This window comes from Aeromicrobium changchenzhani, assembly GCF_057586615.1.
In genome coordinates, this window is the sequence record NZ_CM172480.1 from 1908742 (window position 1) to 1922188 (window position 13447).

17 protein-coding genes are annotated in these 13447 nt (G+C 60.1%); 14 read left to right on the forward strand and 3 right to left on the reverse strand.

Features of this window, described 5'->3' with window-relative positions; all coding sequences use genetic code 11:
- The first annotated feature begins 149 nt into the window (after nucleotides 1-149).
- From AC2YB9_RS09675 to AC2YB9_RS09700, 6 genes are all read left to right on the forward strand, one after another.
- Nucleotides 150-1271 carry an ABC transporter substrate-binding protein gene (locus tag AC2YB9_RS09675; protein ID WP_487265138.1) on the forward strand — a complete coding sequence of 374 codons (1122 nt, stop codon included), beginning with the start codon at nucleotides 150-152 and terminating at the stop codon, nucleotides 1269-1271.
- Between the two features lie 28 nt (nucleotides 1272-1299).
- The gene (locus tag AC2YB9_RS09680) at nucleotides 1300-2154 is read left to right on the forward strand and encodes an ABC transporter permease (protein WP_487265139.1); all 855 of its coding nucleotides are present in this window, start codon (nucleotides 1300-1302) and stop codon (nucleotides 2152-2154) included.
- The gene (locus tag AC2YB9_RS09685) at nucleotides 2151-2999 is read left to right on the forward strand and encodes an ABC transporter permease (protein ID WP_487265140.1); all 849 of its coding nucleotides are present in this window, start codon (nucleotides 2151-2153) and stop codon (nucleotides 2997-2999) included. Before AC2YB9_RS09680 ends, AC2YB9_RS09685 begins: the two co-directional genes overlap by 4 nt.
- A gap of 5 nt (nucleotides 3000-3004) precedes the next feature.
- The gene (locus AC2YB9_RS09690) at nucleotides 3005-4066 is read left to right on the forward strand and encodes an ABC transporter ATP-binding protein (RefSeq protein ID WP_487265141.1); all 1062 of its coding nucleotides are present in this window, start codon (nucleotides 3005-3007) and stop codon (nucleotides 4064-4066) included.
- Nucleotides 4067-4178: 112 nt separating this feature from the next.
- A complete protein-coding gene (locus AC2YB9_RS09695) occupies nucleotides 4179-4772 on the forward strand; it encodes a GrpB family protein (protein ID WP_487265142.1) in 594 nt (197 codons plus the stop codon).
- Between the two features lie 37 nt (nucleotides 4773-4809).
- Nucleotides 4810-5751: a GNAT family N-acetyltransferase gene (locus tag AC2YB9_RS09700; RefSeq protein ID WP_487265143.1), complete on the forward strand. Its 942-nt coding sequence runs from the start codon at nucleotides 4810-4812 to the stop codon at nucleotides 5749-5751.
- 130 nt (nucleotides 5752-5881) lie between these two features.
- On the opposite strand, the gene AC2YB9_RS09705 is transcribed toward AC2YB9_RS09700, so the two are convergent.
- Nucleotides 5882-6151, reverse strand: a complete 270-nt coding sequence (locus AC2YB9_RS09705; RefSeq protein ID WP_487265144.1) for a cupin domain-containing protein — start codon at nucleotides 6149-6151, stop codon at nucleotides 5882-5884.
- A 381-nt stretch (nucleotides 6152-6532) separates the two neighbouring features.
- On the opposite strand from AC2YB9_RS09705, the gene AC2YB9_RS09710 reads away from it, so the two are divergent.
- The 3 genes from AC2YB9_RS09710 (at nucleotide 6533) to AC2YB9_RS09720 (ending at nucleotide 7922) form a co-directional block, all read left to right on the forward strand.
- Nucleotides 6533-7240, forward strand: coding sequence for a Type 1 glutamine amidotransferase-like domain-containing protein (locus AC2YB9_RS09710; RefSeq protein WP_487265145.1), 708 nt, complete (start codon nucleotides 6533-6535; stop codon nucleotides 7238-7240).
- Between the two features lie 182 nt (nucleotides 7241-7422).
- On the forward strand, nucleotides 7423-7668 hold the full coding sequence (locus tag AC2YB9_RS09715) for a type II toxin-antitoxin system Phd/YefM family antitoxin (protein WP_487265146.1): 246 nt from the start codon (nucleotides 7423-7425) through the stop codon (nucleotides 7666-7668).
- Nucleotides 7665-7922, forward strand: a complete 258-nt coding sequence (locus tag AC2YB9_RS09720) for a Txe/YoeB family addiction module toxin (protein WP_487265147.1) — start codon at nucleotides 7665-7667, stop codon at nucleotides 7920-7922. The genes AC2YB9_RS09715 and AC2YB9_RS09720 overlap by 4 nt, the downstream gene beginning before the upstream one ends.
- A gap of 88 nt (nucleotides 7923-8010) precedes the next feature.
- Here AC2YB9_RS09720 and AC2YB9_RS09725 read toward each other — a convergent pair whose 3' ends face one another.
- Entirely contained in the window at nucleotides 8011-8271 is a 261-nt protein-coding gene (locus AC2YB9_RS09725; RefSeq protein ID WP_487265148.1) for a hypothetical protein, read from the reverse strand.
- A gap of 103 nt (nucleotides 8272-8374) precedes the next feature.
- On the opposite strand from AC2YB9_RS09725, the gene AC2YB9_RS09730 reads away from it, so the two are divergent.
- On the forward strand, nucleotides 8375-8866 hold the full coding sequence (locus AC2YB9_RS09730) for a hypothetical protein (RefSeq protein WP_487265149.1): 492 nt from the start codon (nucleotides 8375-8377) through the stop codon (nucleotides 8864-8866).
- A 189-nt stretch (nucleotides 8867-9055) separates the two neighbouring features.
- On the forward strand, nucleotides 9056-9469 hold the full coding sequence (locus AC2YB9_RS09735; protein ID WP_487265150.1) for a GNAT family N-acetyltransferase: 414 nt from the start codon (nucleotides 9056-9058) through the stop codon (nucleotides 9467-9469).
- Between the two features lie 31 nt (nucleotides 9470-9500).
- Here AC2YB9_RS09735 and AC2YB9_RS09740 read toward each other — a convergent pair whose 3' ends face one another.
- The gene (locus AC2YB9_RS09740) at nucleotides 9501-9914 is read right to left on the reverse strand and encodes a DUF3995 domain-containing protein (protein ID WP_487265151.1); all 414 of its coding nucleotides are present in this window, start codon (nucleotides 9912-9914) and stop codon (nucleotides 9501-9503) included.
- 94 nt (nucleotides 9915-10008) lie between these two features.
- On the opposite strand from AC2YB9_RS09740, the gene AC2YB9_RS09745 reads away from it, so the two are divergent.
- The 3 genes from AC2YB9_RS09745 (at nucleotide 10009) to AC2YB9_RS09755 (ending at nucleotide 13420) form a co-directional block, all read left to right on the forward strand.
- Nucleotides 10009-10686 carry a hypothetical protein gene (locus tag AC2YB9_RS09745; protein ID WP_487265152.1) on the forward strand — a complete coding sequence of 226 codons (678 nt, stop codon included), beginning with the start codon at nucleotides 10009-10011 and terminating at the stop codon, nucleotides 10684-10686.
- Nucleotides 10687-10791: 105 nt separating this feature from the next.
- Nucleotides 10792-11748, forward strand: coding sequence for a LysR family transcriptional regulator (locus AC2YB9_RS09750; RefSeq protein WP_487265153.1), 957 nt, complete (start codon nucleotides 10792-10794; stop codon nucleotides 11746-11748).
- Nucleotides 11749-11806: 58 nt separating this feature from the next.
- On the forward strand, nucleotides 11807-13420 hold the full coding sequence (locus AC2YB9_RS09755; protein WP_487265154.1) for a M4 family metallopeptidase: 1614 nt from the start codon (nucleotides 11807-11809) through the stop codon (nucleotides 13418-13420).
- Nucleotides 13421-13447 lie beyond the last annotated feature (27 nt).

Here is a 13447-nt window from a genome sequence, read left to right on the forward strand (position 1 = left end):
CGAATACGTCAATATCTCAACTGGACCCTATGCTCCGAGCATATGCTCAGGCCCGGGATTCACATAATCGTTCGCGTTTTGTGATGCACCTTGAGCCTCGGAGCGCCTAGTGTGAGCATGTTCGATCGCTTAGATTCCTGGAGGAAGCTGTGAAGAAGATCAACAAGGCCCTTGTGTCGTTCCTATCGGTGGGCGCACTGACCATCTCGGTGGCGGCTTGTTCGCCGCCAGCCAAGAAGGACTCCGGCAGCAGCTCCGACGCGGCGACGGCAACGTCAGCCAAGGACTTCGGCGGAATGGATGGTCTAATCAAGGCCGCCAAGAAGGAAGGTCAGCTGAATGTCATCGCGCTTCCGCCGACCTGGGCCAATTACGGCAACGTCATCAAAGGTTTCACCGCGAAGTACGGCATCAAGGTCAAGTCGGCCCAGCCGGACGCTGCAAGCCAAGACGAAATCAATGCTGCCAACACGTTGAAGGGCACCAAGCGTGCACCTGATGTGTTTGACCTCGGCCAATCGGTAGCGCTCGCCAACACCAAGATGTTCGCGCCCTACAAGGTCACGACATTCGACGACGTACCAGCTGACTTTAAGGACTCCAACGGACTCTGGGTCAATGACTATGGCGGATATATGTCGATCGGCTATGACTCCGCCAAGGTCCCCGCCGTCAAGAACGTCAAGGATTTGCTCGGCAGCGCATACAAAGGCAAGGTCGCACTGAACGGCGATCCGACGCAGGCTGGTGCTGCCTTCAGTGGTGTCGTCATGGCAGCGGCGGCCAATGGCGGCTCGGCCGATGACATCGCGCCCGGTGTCGACTTCTTCGCGAAGTTGAAGAAGGCGGGCAACTTCCTGCCGCTTGATCCGACTCCGGCCACGATCGAGTCGGGCCAGACGCCAGTCGTCATTGACTGGGACTACACCAACGCGGCCGAGACGGCCAAGTTGAAGACCTGGAAGGTCGTCGTGCCGGAAGGCGCTGCGGTTGGCGGTTACTACTATCAGGCGATCAACAAGGATGCGCCCAACCCGGCTGCTGCCCGCCTGTGGCAGGAATATCTTTACTCGGTCGAGGGACAGAACCTCTACCTCGCCGGTGGCGCTCGCCCCGTCCTTGCCGATGCAATGCAGAAGGCCGGAACCATCAATGCCGACGACTACAGCAAGTTGCCGGCTGTGTCAGGTACTCCGCTATTGCTGACCACCGATCAAACGACCACGGCAGCTGATTATCTGTCGAAGAACTGGTCGAAGGCCGTCGGCTGACCGGTATCAACGATATGGGAATGTCTCGATGAATCGAAGGATTCGGCACCTGACCCCGGCATTGGGTCTGGTGCCGTTCCTCGGCTTCCTCACGATCTTCCTGCTCATCCCGACGGTCGCCGTCATCGTTGGCGCGTTCGTCGAAAAGGGCAGCCCGAGCCTGTCCAACATTCGCACGCTCGGCGATGCCGTCGTGATGAAAACGTTGTGGCAGAGCATCCAGTTGTCGGCGGCGACGGCAATCGTGGGTGCCGTACTCGGTGCCCTGCTTGCTTACGCCGTCGTCACGGGTACGCCCAACGGGTTCATGCGACGGACCGTGACGAGTGCCTGCGGCGTCCTCGCACAGTTCGGTGGCGTGACGCTGGCATTCGCGTTCATCGCGACATTGGGATTCTCCGGGGTCGCGACGAAGGCAGTCGACAGTGCCTTCGGACTCGATCTGTATGGCGATGGCTGGCTGTTCACGCTCAAGGGCCTGATCCTCGTCTACGCCTACTTCCAGATCCCGTTGATGGTGATCGTCTTTTTGCCATCGCTCGACGGTATGCGCGTGCAATGGCGCGAAGCCTCACAGAGCCTCGGCGCGTCCACATGGCAGTTCTGGCGGTATGTCGCCGGGCCCTTGCTGCTGCCAGCGTTCCTCGGCTCCATGTTGTTGTTGTTTGCCAATGCCTTCGCGGCCTACGCGACGGCTGCCGCCCTGGTCAGTCAGGGCAGTCCCATCGTCCCGCTGCTCATCCGCAACGCCCTGACCAGTGAAGTGGTGCTCGGTCAAAGTCATTTGGCGTTCGCGCTCGCGCTCGACATGATCCTTGTGGTTGTCGTCGTGATGACCCTCTATGCCTTGCTGGTTCGACGCACGTCGAGGTGGTTGCAGTGAGCACATCCGCCCGCATCCGCGCCAACCGCAGACTGCAACTCTTCCGCGTCGCGGTCTTCATCCTGCTTGGCATATTCTTCGTCGTCCCGTTGTTCTCGATGGCGATCTATAGCGTCCGGATCCCGTCGGGCGGGCGCACGCTCGACTATTGGAAACAACTGGTCGAAAATCCCGATCTGAGTGCGGCAATCCTGACCTCGTTGGAGTTGGCCGCTCTGACGGTCTTCCTGATGCTGGTGCTCCTCGTCCCAACGATGGTCTGGGTGCGCCTGCGCGTCCCGGGGATGTCACGCATCATCGAGTTCCTGTGCTTGTTGCCGTTGACAGTGCCAGCGATCGTGTTGGTCGTCGGGCTCAAGGGCGTCTACTCGTGGGTCACCTACTTCTTCGGCGATTCCAGCCTGACACTCACCTTTGCCTACACCGTCCTGGTGTTGCCCTATGCCTATCGCGCGATCGATGCGGGGCTGGCTTCGATCGACGTGAAGACGCTGTCCGAGGCCGCGCGTAGCCTCGGTGCCAGTTGGTACTCGGTGATCGTCAAGGTTGTCGTGCCCAACATCGGCTCGGCGCTACTCTCGGCCGCGTTCATCTCCGTGGCACTCGTACTCGGTGAGTTCACGATCGCATCGCTGCTTAGTTACAACAACCTGCAAGTCGTGATCAATCTGCTGGGCAAGAGTGACAGCCAAACCTCCGTTGCTGCCTCGCTCGCCGCCCTAGTATTCGCATTCGTCTTACTCGTCCTGCTCTCATTTGTCGGCCGACGGTCGAGACACCACAAGCGCAAAGAGGCGCCCGTCGATATCCTGCCGCTGAACCTACCCATGCGAAATGACGTGTGATCTGAATGATTGTTGCCGCACAAGAACGCACCGGACTCGAAATCCGTCTCGAGGACCTGCATCGCAGCTTCGGCAAGACGACGGCGCTCGATGGTTTGTCGTTGACGATCGCGCCGGGGGAGTTGGTGGCGCTGCTCGGCCCGTCAGGTTGCGGCAAGACAACGGCGCTTCGTATTGTCGCCGGCCTTGATGAACCCGATTCCGGTCGGGTCGTTGTGGGCGGCGCTGACGTCACAGATGTCGCTGCCAACAAGCGGGGGATGGGCATGGTGTTTCAGGCCTACAGTCTGTTCCCACACATGACTGCCCAGCAAAACGTCGAGTTCGGGCTCAAACTTCGCGGCCAGAGCGGCAGCATACGACGTACGCGCGCGATCGACATGTTGGAACTCGTCGGGCTGTCCGATCAGAAAGACAAGTTCGCGAGCCAGATGTCAGGTGGTCAACAGCAGCGTGTTGCGTTAGCGCGAGCATTGGCGATCGAGCCGGCAGTGTTGCTGCTGGATGAGCCATTGTCGGCGCTGGATGCCAAGGTCCGGGCGCAGCTACGTGATGAGATCCGGCGGATCCAACTCGAGGTAGGCACCACCGCAATGTTTGTGACCCATGACCAGGAGGAAGCCCTCGCGGTCGCCGACCGGGTTGGCGTCATGAACAACGGCATCATCGCCCAACTTGATTCGCCCGAGGAGCTGTATGCCCGGCCCATCGATGCATTCGTTGCCTCGTTCGTCGGATTGATGAACCGGCTGCCGTGCACCGTCGCCGGGGGAGCAGCCCAACTTCTCGGTACCACAGTCAAAACCTTGGCAAACTCGGTCGACAGCGGACCCGGGCTTGCGCTCGTGCGGCCCGAACAGGTCTCGGTGCAGCAGATCGATAGTGGCAAAGCCACCATCGCCCACCTGAGCTTCCTCGGTTCGTACTCGCGTGCAACAGTCGCATTGCCCGATGGCAACGAGGTTTTGGCACAACTGCCGGCCTCTGCCGCGCAGGGTCTGATCGTAGGTAGTCGTGTCAACCTTGCGATCAACACGTCAGCAGTATTCGTCGCGCATACCGACTGATCAGTCTCAACAGAAAGCTATTGCGAACGGATTCGTCTCGCATCTAGGTTCTGAAGTGCTCAGCAGAGCGGCGCTGACCGGTGTTTCGGCGGCGCCAGGGGAGGGGAGTAGCGTGACACGTCCAGGCAATGCACGAATCACTGAACATCACGATCCTGACTCGGGTGAAGACCCTTGGGTACACGGTGCGCCACCAGTCGATCGTGTCGAAGTGATCGCCTATGACCCGGCGTGGCCGACGGTGTTCGAGACAATCGCCAAGTTGGTTCGCGGCGCGCTTGGCGACGCTGTTCTGGGCCTCGATCATGTCGGCTCGACCTCGGTGCCATGTCTTGCCGCAAAACCAGTCATCGATCTGGTGCTGACCGTCGCGGACTCGACTAACGAGGCCTCATATGTACCCGCGCTGACGGCAGCAGGCTTCGATCTCACCGTGCGCGAACCGTCATTCCATGAGCACCGATGCTTCCGACTCACTGTGCCACGCGCGAACCTTCACGTGTTCGGTCCGGACTCCCCGGAGACATTTCGTATGTTGATGTTCCGGGATTGGCTGATCAACCGTCCAGAAGATCGTGAACGTTACGAAAAAACCAAACTCGCCGCCGCCGGCCGAATTGAACCCATCGACAAATACAACCTGCGCAAACAGGCGGTGATCCGGGAGATCTATGACCGCGCGTTTCGAGCCGTTGGCTTGCTGTGAGCGATCGGCGCACCGACGCACGTGACAACATGGCGCAGTGCTAATACGTCAAGCATCGTTCGATGATCTGGATGACATAGCGTCCTTCAACTGTGATGCCGCAGTCGTTGGGATGAGTCCGCGGGCAATTCACGAGGAGTTCGACGCCGGCCGGATGCGTCCGGAATGGACGTGGCTGGCGACCAATGACGCGGACCAACTGATCGCCCGGGCAATGTGGTGGGGTCGAGATAATTCAGAACCCATTGCGCTGGATGTGTTGGACGTCGCGGGGCCGATCGAGTCGCGCGCCGCGGTGGGAAGCGCCTTGCTGCGAGCCCGTCATGACGCTTTGGGGCGTCGCGGCAGGCGGGTCCCGATGCCACACACGGTGAACCTTCCGGTGGACTGGCGCTCGCACCAGGCATCGGTTGACGCGGTCAGGTGGCGCCAACTTGCAACCGCCGACGCTGGGCTCACCCAAGTCAACGAGCGGCTCCAGTTCGAGTGGACACCGGATGCCGTGCGTCCGCCACACATTCCGAGGCTCACGTTCCGCGCGGGACCCGATGACGAATTCCTCTCGCTGTTCAGCCAGGTAGCCGCCGGCTCACTTGATGTCATGACCAAGCGCACCTTGGCCACCTCATCAACTGACGATCTGGCCCGCGATGAGCTTGCTTTCTATCTCGTATGCCCCGGCGAGCGTCGTTGGTGGCGCGTTGCGATCGATCCGCGTGGCAAGACCGTCGGATTTATCATCCCGTCAGCGACGCCATGTTCTCGCAACATCGGCTACCTCGGCGTGCTGCCAGCCTGCCGAGGCCACGGTTATGTCAATGACCTGCTCATCCATGCGACGGCTTTTCATCACGCTGCAGGCGCAAAACGCATCACCGCCACCACGGATGCAACAAATACGCCCATGGCCCAGGCATTCACGCGCCATGGCTACCGCAATGTCGAGGTACGTCTCGACCTCGAAGCGCCGTCGAACTGAGCGACAGTTGAGAAAGTCATGTGAGCAGGTGGAAAATTTTGCGCAGGCAGCACTCGGTCGTCGCGGGACATTAAGGCGGTTAATCGACATCCCGCGCAAGCGCGCAGTTACAGCTCGCGTTGTCGCCGGGCTACCTTGGCCGTGCCAAAACCGGACCAGTCAGCGTCGCCCGGTTTGCCCAGACCACCATCACCCGCAGCAGCACGTCACCGGTGTTGCGCAAGTTGTGTTCCGAGCCAACCGGCGCAAGCGCGGCGTCGCCCGGACTGAGATTGAAGACGGCGCTACCGATGTGCATCCGTGCTTGACCCTCAATCACCACATATAACTCTTCGAGCGGTTCGTCCGATGGCGTGTGGGAATGCATTCCTTCGGTGCCAAACTCAGTCGGTATTGGCATGATTTCCCATCTCTGCAAGTGTGTTGTGGCAAGACTAGTGGCGAACCGACTGGCCTCGCCGTACCTGATCAGTGCTGGTCCAAGACATTCTCTCGTAGACGCCAATAGCCCGTTCGTTGTTGTCGATCATCCAGAGTTCAAGCGTCCCCCGGACGGCGGCGCGACCAGCGCTGATCCCACGCTGTGGCCGTCGCGCTGGCCTAAACAAGGGGGTTCGTAACCGTCATGGCCGTGTCCGACCCAAGTGAGCTAAGTGGAAAAGTCACCGACAACGTGACGGCCTTTCTCAACTGCTTCCGGTCACGAGTCCCTGCTAACCCCGAGAGTATTTTCCGAGAAATGAGTGTTTGGCCGAACACCGCCCGCTGCTAGTCTCTGCGTATGTTCGGCACAATTCTCGCGCTCGGTGGCGGGGGCTTCTCAATGTCCGACGATGGCACGTCTGCTATCGACGACTTCTTGCTAGACCTGACCGGCAAGAATCATCCGCGCGTCTGCTTCTTACCGACCGCCAGTGGCGACGTTGATGGCTACAGCCAGCGTTTTGAGGCTGCCTTTGCCAGTCGTGCCGAGACATCAGTGCTATCGCTTTTCTGTCACGACCCATGGGGCTATACCGAGCCGAAGATGCTCCTGGAACAGGACATCATCTACGTTGGTGGGGGCTCGACTGCGAATCTCCTTGCGCTCTGGCGACTGCACGGCTTACCCGCGATTCTCGCTGAGGCTGCGGCGCATGGTGCGATCCTCGCCGGGGTCAGCGCTGGAATGAACTGCTGGTTCGAGGGCTCGTCGACCGACTCATTCGGCCCATTGGCGCCCTTGGCCGACGGGCTCGGGTTTGTCAGCGCGAGTGCGTGCCCGCACTACCTCGGCGAGCCGGGTCGGCGGGAGAAGTACATGGATTGGGTGGCCGACGGGTCGCTCGGTAACGGATACGCGGTCGACGAATATGCCGCCATCCTCTTTCGTGATGGTGAATTCGTGGAAGCGGTGGCCGAAAAATCCGAACGGACGGTAGTTCGCGTCGAGCACAACGGCTCACACCGGGCAGCCGAGATCGAGATCCCCGTCCGCGACCTCCAATGATGCCCCGGTCTCGCACGAGCGGTGCGCCGTTCGAGATCCGATAGCCAGTTGAGCCGAGAAAGCCCTGCTGTTCCTACTCGCCCTACTGATCTGGCGGACCGACGTGTTGATGGGGGACGAGTGGCAGCGCCATCGGCAGACGAGTGGTACCATAAACTTGTACCACTATCAAAGGACGAGCAATGTCAGTCACCGCCAGCGAGGCCCGCAAGAACTTGTTCCCGTTGATCGAACAGGTCAACAATGACCGTTTGGCCGTCCAGATCACGTCGCGCAGAGGCGATGCTGTCCTGTTGTCGCGCGCCGAGTACGACTCACTTGAGGAGACAGCGCATCTTTTGAGAGTGCCAGCCAATGCCAAGCGGCTCATTGAGAGCTTGCAGCAAGCAACGTCTGGCCAACGTGAAGAGCATGAACTCGTCGAATGAGACTCGTCTTCTCGCCTCATGGTTGGAACGACTACACGTACTGGCTCGGAGCCGACCGGACGATGCTCAAGCGCATCAACCGTCTGATTGATGATGCATTGCGAGATCCTGTGGCTGGCATCGGAAAGCCAGAACCTCTGCGGCACATGTTCGCTGGAGCTTGGTCCCGCAGGATCACCGACGAACACCGTCTCGTCTATCTTGTCGACAACGAGGACCTAGTCGTCCTGCAAGTGCGATTCCATTACAAGTAGCCAGTAGATCTGTTTTTACTCGTCTTACGTGCTGTCCGATAATAGATATTATGTCAACTTGTAATGTATCTATTGCAGAATTTGCAGATTAGGACTCCCCTGACAAGCAGCACGCCGCAGCGCCAGCATCCGGTAGCAAGGACAGCATTTGTGCGGCGTGTCGTGGCGGGTGGTCACTGGCCAGCCCTGAGATCAGTGCTCTCAGTGGCATCAGCTGATCGACGACGTTGCTGTCGCCAGACAACAGCAACGTCGGCACCAGGGTATCGAGCTCAGCCTCGCTCAATTCCTGCCCGAGGCTGCACAGGGACTGACCCTGGACCCGAATGCGCTCACGCAACTGCTGCATTGCAGCCAATGGACGCGCGGACGCGTTCGAGGGTCCGTGTGTCGAGCCAGGTCCCGGTGCCGCTTGGACGGGCTGTTCACCAGCCGACTGGCACCATGAAGAAATGACCCGCACAGCGCACGCGCGCCGCCAGAATTCGCACCGAGTGGCGTTAGGCGTGGGCTCCGCCTTGGCGTTGATCTTGGTGCTGGACGGCTGCGGCGCAGGCACCTCTGACTCCGAGGCTGGCGCACGATCCGGTACTTCCGCCAGCGCGTCTGCGAACATCGAACCGGATACGAAGGACGCTAAATATCCAGACGTCCTCGGCGCCGTGCTTGATTCCGACAGCAACGGAGAATGGTCGCTTGATGTGACACTCAGTTCGGAGTACGACAGTCCGAAGCGGTACGCCGATGGTTGGCGGGTGCTGGATGCGGACGGGAACGTGCTCGGGGAACACACGCTGGGCCACGACCATGCCGACGAACAGCCCGTGACTCGCACCCAGCGCGATCTTGAGATCCCCGACGGAGTCGATGTCGTCACTGTCCAAGGCAGGGATATCAAGAATGGGTTCGGCGGCGCGACTCTCGAGGTCGCGGTCCCCCACTAGCGTCCGGCCCGTACGCGATGGCATGGCCAGCGACGAAATTGTGCCTTGATGCAACTCACCACCGACAAAACGCGAGTCGCCGCGCAGCGGTTTTACGAGGGACTCAGATTCGTTGCCTCCCATGAGGGTCTCAAACTCAAGTTTTGAGAAGCAAATGCCGCGAAGAACTCTATCTGGAAGACTTCGGTGATGACACGACCAACACCTGAGCAGATAGCGACCGAACGCTTCTGCCTAGAACCCCTCTCCCCCGCGCATGCGGCTGAGATGGTCGCAGTGCTGTCGGACGCGTCACTCTATGAATTCATTGGCGGAGCGCCACCCACAGGCGATGAATTGGAACGACGCTACGCCACCCAGTGCGTTGGCCAGTCGATCGACGGATCACAGTGGTGGTTCAACTGGATCGTCCGGCGCAGGAGTTCCGGCCTTGCAAGCGGTTTCGTTCAGGCCACGGTTCACCACGGTACGAAGAATCTGGGTGCGGAACTCGCCTGGGTGGTGGCGCCTGAAGCACAAGGAAGCGGCGCTCCGACGAGCACGATCGAGAACGGCAAGACTCGATGGGAACGGCTACCGGCAGTCGGCGATAGCCGTTCCTGAGGTGAGAGTCGCGAAAGCATGGCGTTAACTGTCAGCGACGAAGCGACAGCAACGTCCCGCCAGCAAGGGCGAGACACAACGGTCCATAGTACTTCTTGTCGATATTGTTGAAGCGCGTCGATGGTGTCCATGGGACGATCGATCCGGCCCGTCCGGCGACGCCGATTATGCCCCGGCCGCCCAGAATCGTGGCGAGGCCGACCAACCCGAGACTGCGTGTCGTGGCCCCGATCGGCAACCCGTCGCTGACGACGCCAGCTGCGAAGAATAGTAAGCTGGCAACCGTGAAGCATTCCCGTGGACCTGGGGCCGCACTCGATCCTGCGACGCTGTCGGCGAGCGCGTCACGATCCTTGAACGGGAACGATGAGCCTGCACCCCAGCCGACGTGTAGCCCCGCGATCGCCGCAAGCGTTGTGGCGGTTGTCGTCGATGCAGCCGTCATAATATGAGCCTAACAAAGAGCGTTCTCGCCCTAGGGCTCAAAGTGATTAGTCCGCGCTCAGTTGAGTTGATCTAGGTAGGCTGCTGGTGCACACGTGACACCCACGGCTAGCAGGCATGATAGAAACGAAACCATGTCAAAACGCGCCCTCGCGGGGCTTGCCGCGATCACGTTAGTGTTCGTCACTGCATGCGGCTCGCAGGAAGCCAGCAAATCTGAGCCGAAGTTAGCCGCAGCAACGAAATCCCCGTCCACTGCGGCCGGCTCAAACAGCGATGATGCCAAGCTCGGTGGAATAATTGCGGACAATCCGAAGGATGTCACCTGGCTGTATCCAAAGGACGTCACATCGTCTTGGAAGCGCCTTAAAACCGAGCAAGGATCCGCTCAATGGCAGGTCAACCAAGATTGCGTCTTGACACTTCAGCAACCGGCCGGCCTCGGATCAGATAAGGAACCAACGCAGGAACAGGTTCTAGAAAAATATGCAACAAACCTTGGGTCCGGTATCGGCACTAAGCTGAAGCTCACTGACCGCGACAAGCAATCGTTTCCAGTGAAGACCAACACCGACGCGCAAATGTCCACACGCCTGTCGCACGCACGTATGACAGGCTCGACGCCTGGGATCGAGGGCGAGGTTTACGCCTATCGCAGCGGCGATTTCGCTCTGGTGCTCATGACGGTTTGTGGCAAAGACCGTTTCGCCAAGACCAACTCAGCGGTGTTCGCACCATTCATCAAAACACTTGCCGTTTCAGCTAAGTACTGAATCGTTTAGGAACCCAAGAACGCTGCACATTCGATCACGATCTGGTCGGCGATGCGTCGATCTGTGGCATGGCCGGATGGCATGGGCGGCGTTAGAGTGCAATTCATGGAGATTGATACTAGGCATCTGCGACTGGTAAAGACGATCGCCGACGAAGGCAGCATCACCCGCGCCGCCAGCGTGCTGGGTATGACTCAGCCAGCCTTGACCCGCCAGTTGCGCCGTGTCGAAGACAATCTCGGCGGCAGGTTGTTCTCGCGCTCGCACGCCGGAGTCGAGCAGACCTCGCTCGGGCGGCTGGTGGTCGGCCGGGCGAACGCGGTCCTGTCGGTCATCGATTCGCTCCAGTGCGATGTAGCGGCCACCGTCGATTTGTCGGCTCCCGCGCAAGTTAGGGTCGGCGTCAGGTCGGGCAATGCGCTCGTGGGCTTGATGCGTGCCTTGCGGGCGACGATGCCGAGTACCGACATCGTCACCGACAGTGAATACCGCATCGATGCGCTCATTGATCTCGTGTGCGCGGGTCGCCTCGATTTTGCCGTCATCCACGAGTTCGTGGGCCATGAGTTGGTTCTGGACCCACGCCTTGTCGCGAGCACGGTCGGTAGCGAACCGGCGTTCGTACTCATGTCCCCCGAGCATCGGCTGGCGGACGAGGAAGAGGTGGAACTCGCTGACCTCGCCGACGAACAATGGCTTCTTTCGCCGTTGGATGTCGACTACGAGACCGATTGCATGACCAGAATTTGCCACAGTTCGGGCTTCACCCCGCAGGTGGCTCACTACTTGAGTGACATTCACAGCGTCGAACTCATTCGCATGGGCGAAGCGATCGCGATGTGGTCACCGGCCACCCGCGAACGCAGCGCCGTCCTCAAACCCGTGGTTGGCTCACCCATGTGGATGCGGCGCCTGCTTATCACCTCGCACGACAACCCACTGGCCGAGCACCTCGACAAACTGGCCCGCTTCATCACCGACGGCCTTGCCGAACTTCGCAACGCGCAGCCGGCCTTCAACGCCTGGAAGCAACGCCACCCGGGGCATGACCTAATGGCATGATCACCGTCCTCAAGAATGAGTAGCGTCTCGCGGGAACACCAAACCGAGAGGACGTTTCATGAAGAAACTCATTGCGATCACAGGAGGCGCCGTGCTGGTGGCGGGATTGGGTGTCGTTGCACCCTCCGTCAGCACCGCCTCCGTTAGCACGGCTGCCAGCGGAGATCCCGCGACGGCCGCCGCTCAGTACATCAGTAAGCATCCTGAACTTGTACGTGGCTCCTCCGGCGACGCCTACAAGGCCGTCGACACCATCAACGCGAAGAGCGGACAATCCCATGTCCGCTTCCACCGAACTTATAAGGACCTGCCCGTGCTGGGCGGCGACTTCGTCGTTCATCTCAGCACGGCTGACAAGGTGACCGGCGCATCGGTAGCGCAAGACGACCCCGCCAAGGTGCCGACGACGCCCAAGGTGAAGAAGTCCGCTGCTGCGAAAGATGCACGGCAAGGGTTCGCCGGTGGCGAGATGATCCGCGCCAGCGATCCAACCCTCGTGGTGGACGCTCGTGGTGACAAATCAGCTCTTGCCTACCGCACGGTCATCACCGGTACGCAGGCTGACGGGCAAACGCCAAGCCGGCAAATCGTGGTGACAGATGCCACGAGCGGCACAGTGCGCAGTCAGACCGAGACCATCATGACGCCCATCCAGATGGGACAGAAGACCAACCAGAGCTCGCTCAAATCGTCGGCAAAGACTGCGGCGGCCCAAGGATCCGGAAACGGCATCTTTGTGGGCGAGGTTCCGATCGAGACCACCGAAGCCAGTGGCGGTTTCAGCATGCTCGACGGTGTTCACGGCGACGGCAATACCTGCGACATGGGCAACGCCCAATCCGGCTGCGCCACTTTCAGCGATGCCGACAACGTATGGGGCAACGGCACTCAAGCCGACCCGGCGTCGGCCGGCGTGGATGCACACTTCGGCGCAGCCACCACGTTCGACTACTTCAAAAACGAACACAACCGCAACGGGATCTTCGACAACGGCACTGGCGTCCCCTCGCGTGTGCACTACGGCGACAACTACGTCAACGCCTTCTGGGACGGTCAGCAGATGACGTACGGTGACGGTTCGGGCAACCAGAATCCCCTCGTCGCGCTTGACGTGGCTGCTCACGAAATGTCACACGGCGTCACCGAAAACACCGCGGGTCTCGAATACAGCGGCGATGCGGGCGGTCTCAACGAAGCCACCAGCGACATCTTTGGCACGATGGTCGAGTTCTACGCCAACAATGCCAACGACAAGCCTGACTTTCTGATCGGCGAAGAGATCGACATCAATGGCGACGGCACCCCACTGCGCTACATGGACGATCCGGCCAAGGACGGTCGTTCATACAGTTGCTGGAGCTCAGCGGTTCCGAACTCTGATCCGCACAACTCCTCGGGCGTGGGCAACCACTTCTTCTACCTGTTGGCCAACGGCAGCGGACAAAGTGAATACGGCAATAGCCCAACGTGTGACGACTCCACCGTCGCTGGCATTGGCAACGAAAAGTCAGCGGCGATCTGGTTCGCGGCCCTCACCCAGTACATGACCAGCGGCGAAACGTATGCCGATGCGCGTGCGGACACGGTGAAGGCAGCAACGGATCTGTATGGAGCCGGTAGCCCGGAAGTCCAGGCGACGGAAGCGGCTTGGGCTGCGGTCGCCGTCAGTTGACACCACCGCACAGATGAACCAGGCCGT

Coding starts and splice junctions, on each gene's coding strand:
- AC2YB9_RS09720 (WP_487265147.1), top strand. CDS start 7,665: ATGAGACTCGTCTTCTCGCCTCATGGTTGGAACGACTACACGTACTGG.
- AC2YB9_RS09680 (WP_487265139.1), top strand. CDS start 1,300: ATGAATCGAAGGATTCGGCACCTGACCCCGGCATTGGGTCTGGTGCCG.
- AC2YB9_RS09750 (WP_487265153.1), top strand. CDS start 10,792: ATGGAGATTGATACTAGGCATCTGCGACTGGTAAAGACGATCGCCGAC.
- AC2YB9_RS09715 (WP_487265146.1), top strand. CDS start 7,423: ATGTCAGTCACCGCCAGCGAGGCCCGCAAGAACTTGTTCCCGTTGATC.
- AC2YB9_RS09705 (WP_487265144.1), bottom strand. CDS start 6,151: ATGCCAATACCGACTGAGTTTGGCACCGAAGGAATGCATTCCCACACG.
- AC2YB9_RS09740 (WP_487265151.1), bottom strand. CDS start 9,914: ATGACGGCTGCATCGACGACAACCGCCACAACGCTTGCGGCGATCGCG.
- AC2YB9_RS09735 (WP_487265150.1), top strand. CDS start 9,056: ATGACACGACCAACACCTGAGCAGATAGCGACCGAACGCTTCTGCCTA.
- AC2YB9_RS09730 (WP_487265149.1), top strand. CDS start 8,375: ATGACCCGCACAGCGCACGCGCGCCGCCAGAATTCGCACCGAGTGGCG.
- AC2YB9_RS09690 (WP_487265141.1), top strand. CDS start 3,005: ATGATTGTTGCCGCACAAGAACGCACCGGACTCGAAATCCGTCTCGAG.
- AC2YB9_RS09755 (WP_487265154.1), top strand. CDS start 11,807: ATGAAGAAACTCATTGCGATCACAGGAGGCGCCGTGCTGGTGGCGGGA.
- AC2YB9_RS09725 (WP_487265148.1), bottom strand. CDS start 8,271: ATGCAGCAGTTGCGTGAGCGCATTCGGGTCCAGGGTCAGTCCCTGTGC.
- AC2YB9_RS09710 (WP_487265145.1), top strand. CDS start 6,533: ATGTTCGGCACAATTCTCGCGCTCGGTGGCGGGGGCTTCTCAATGTCC.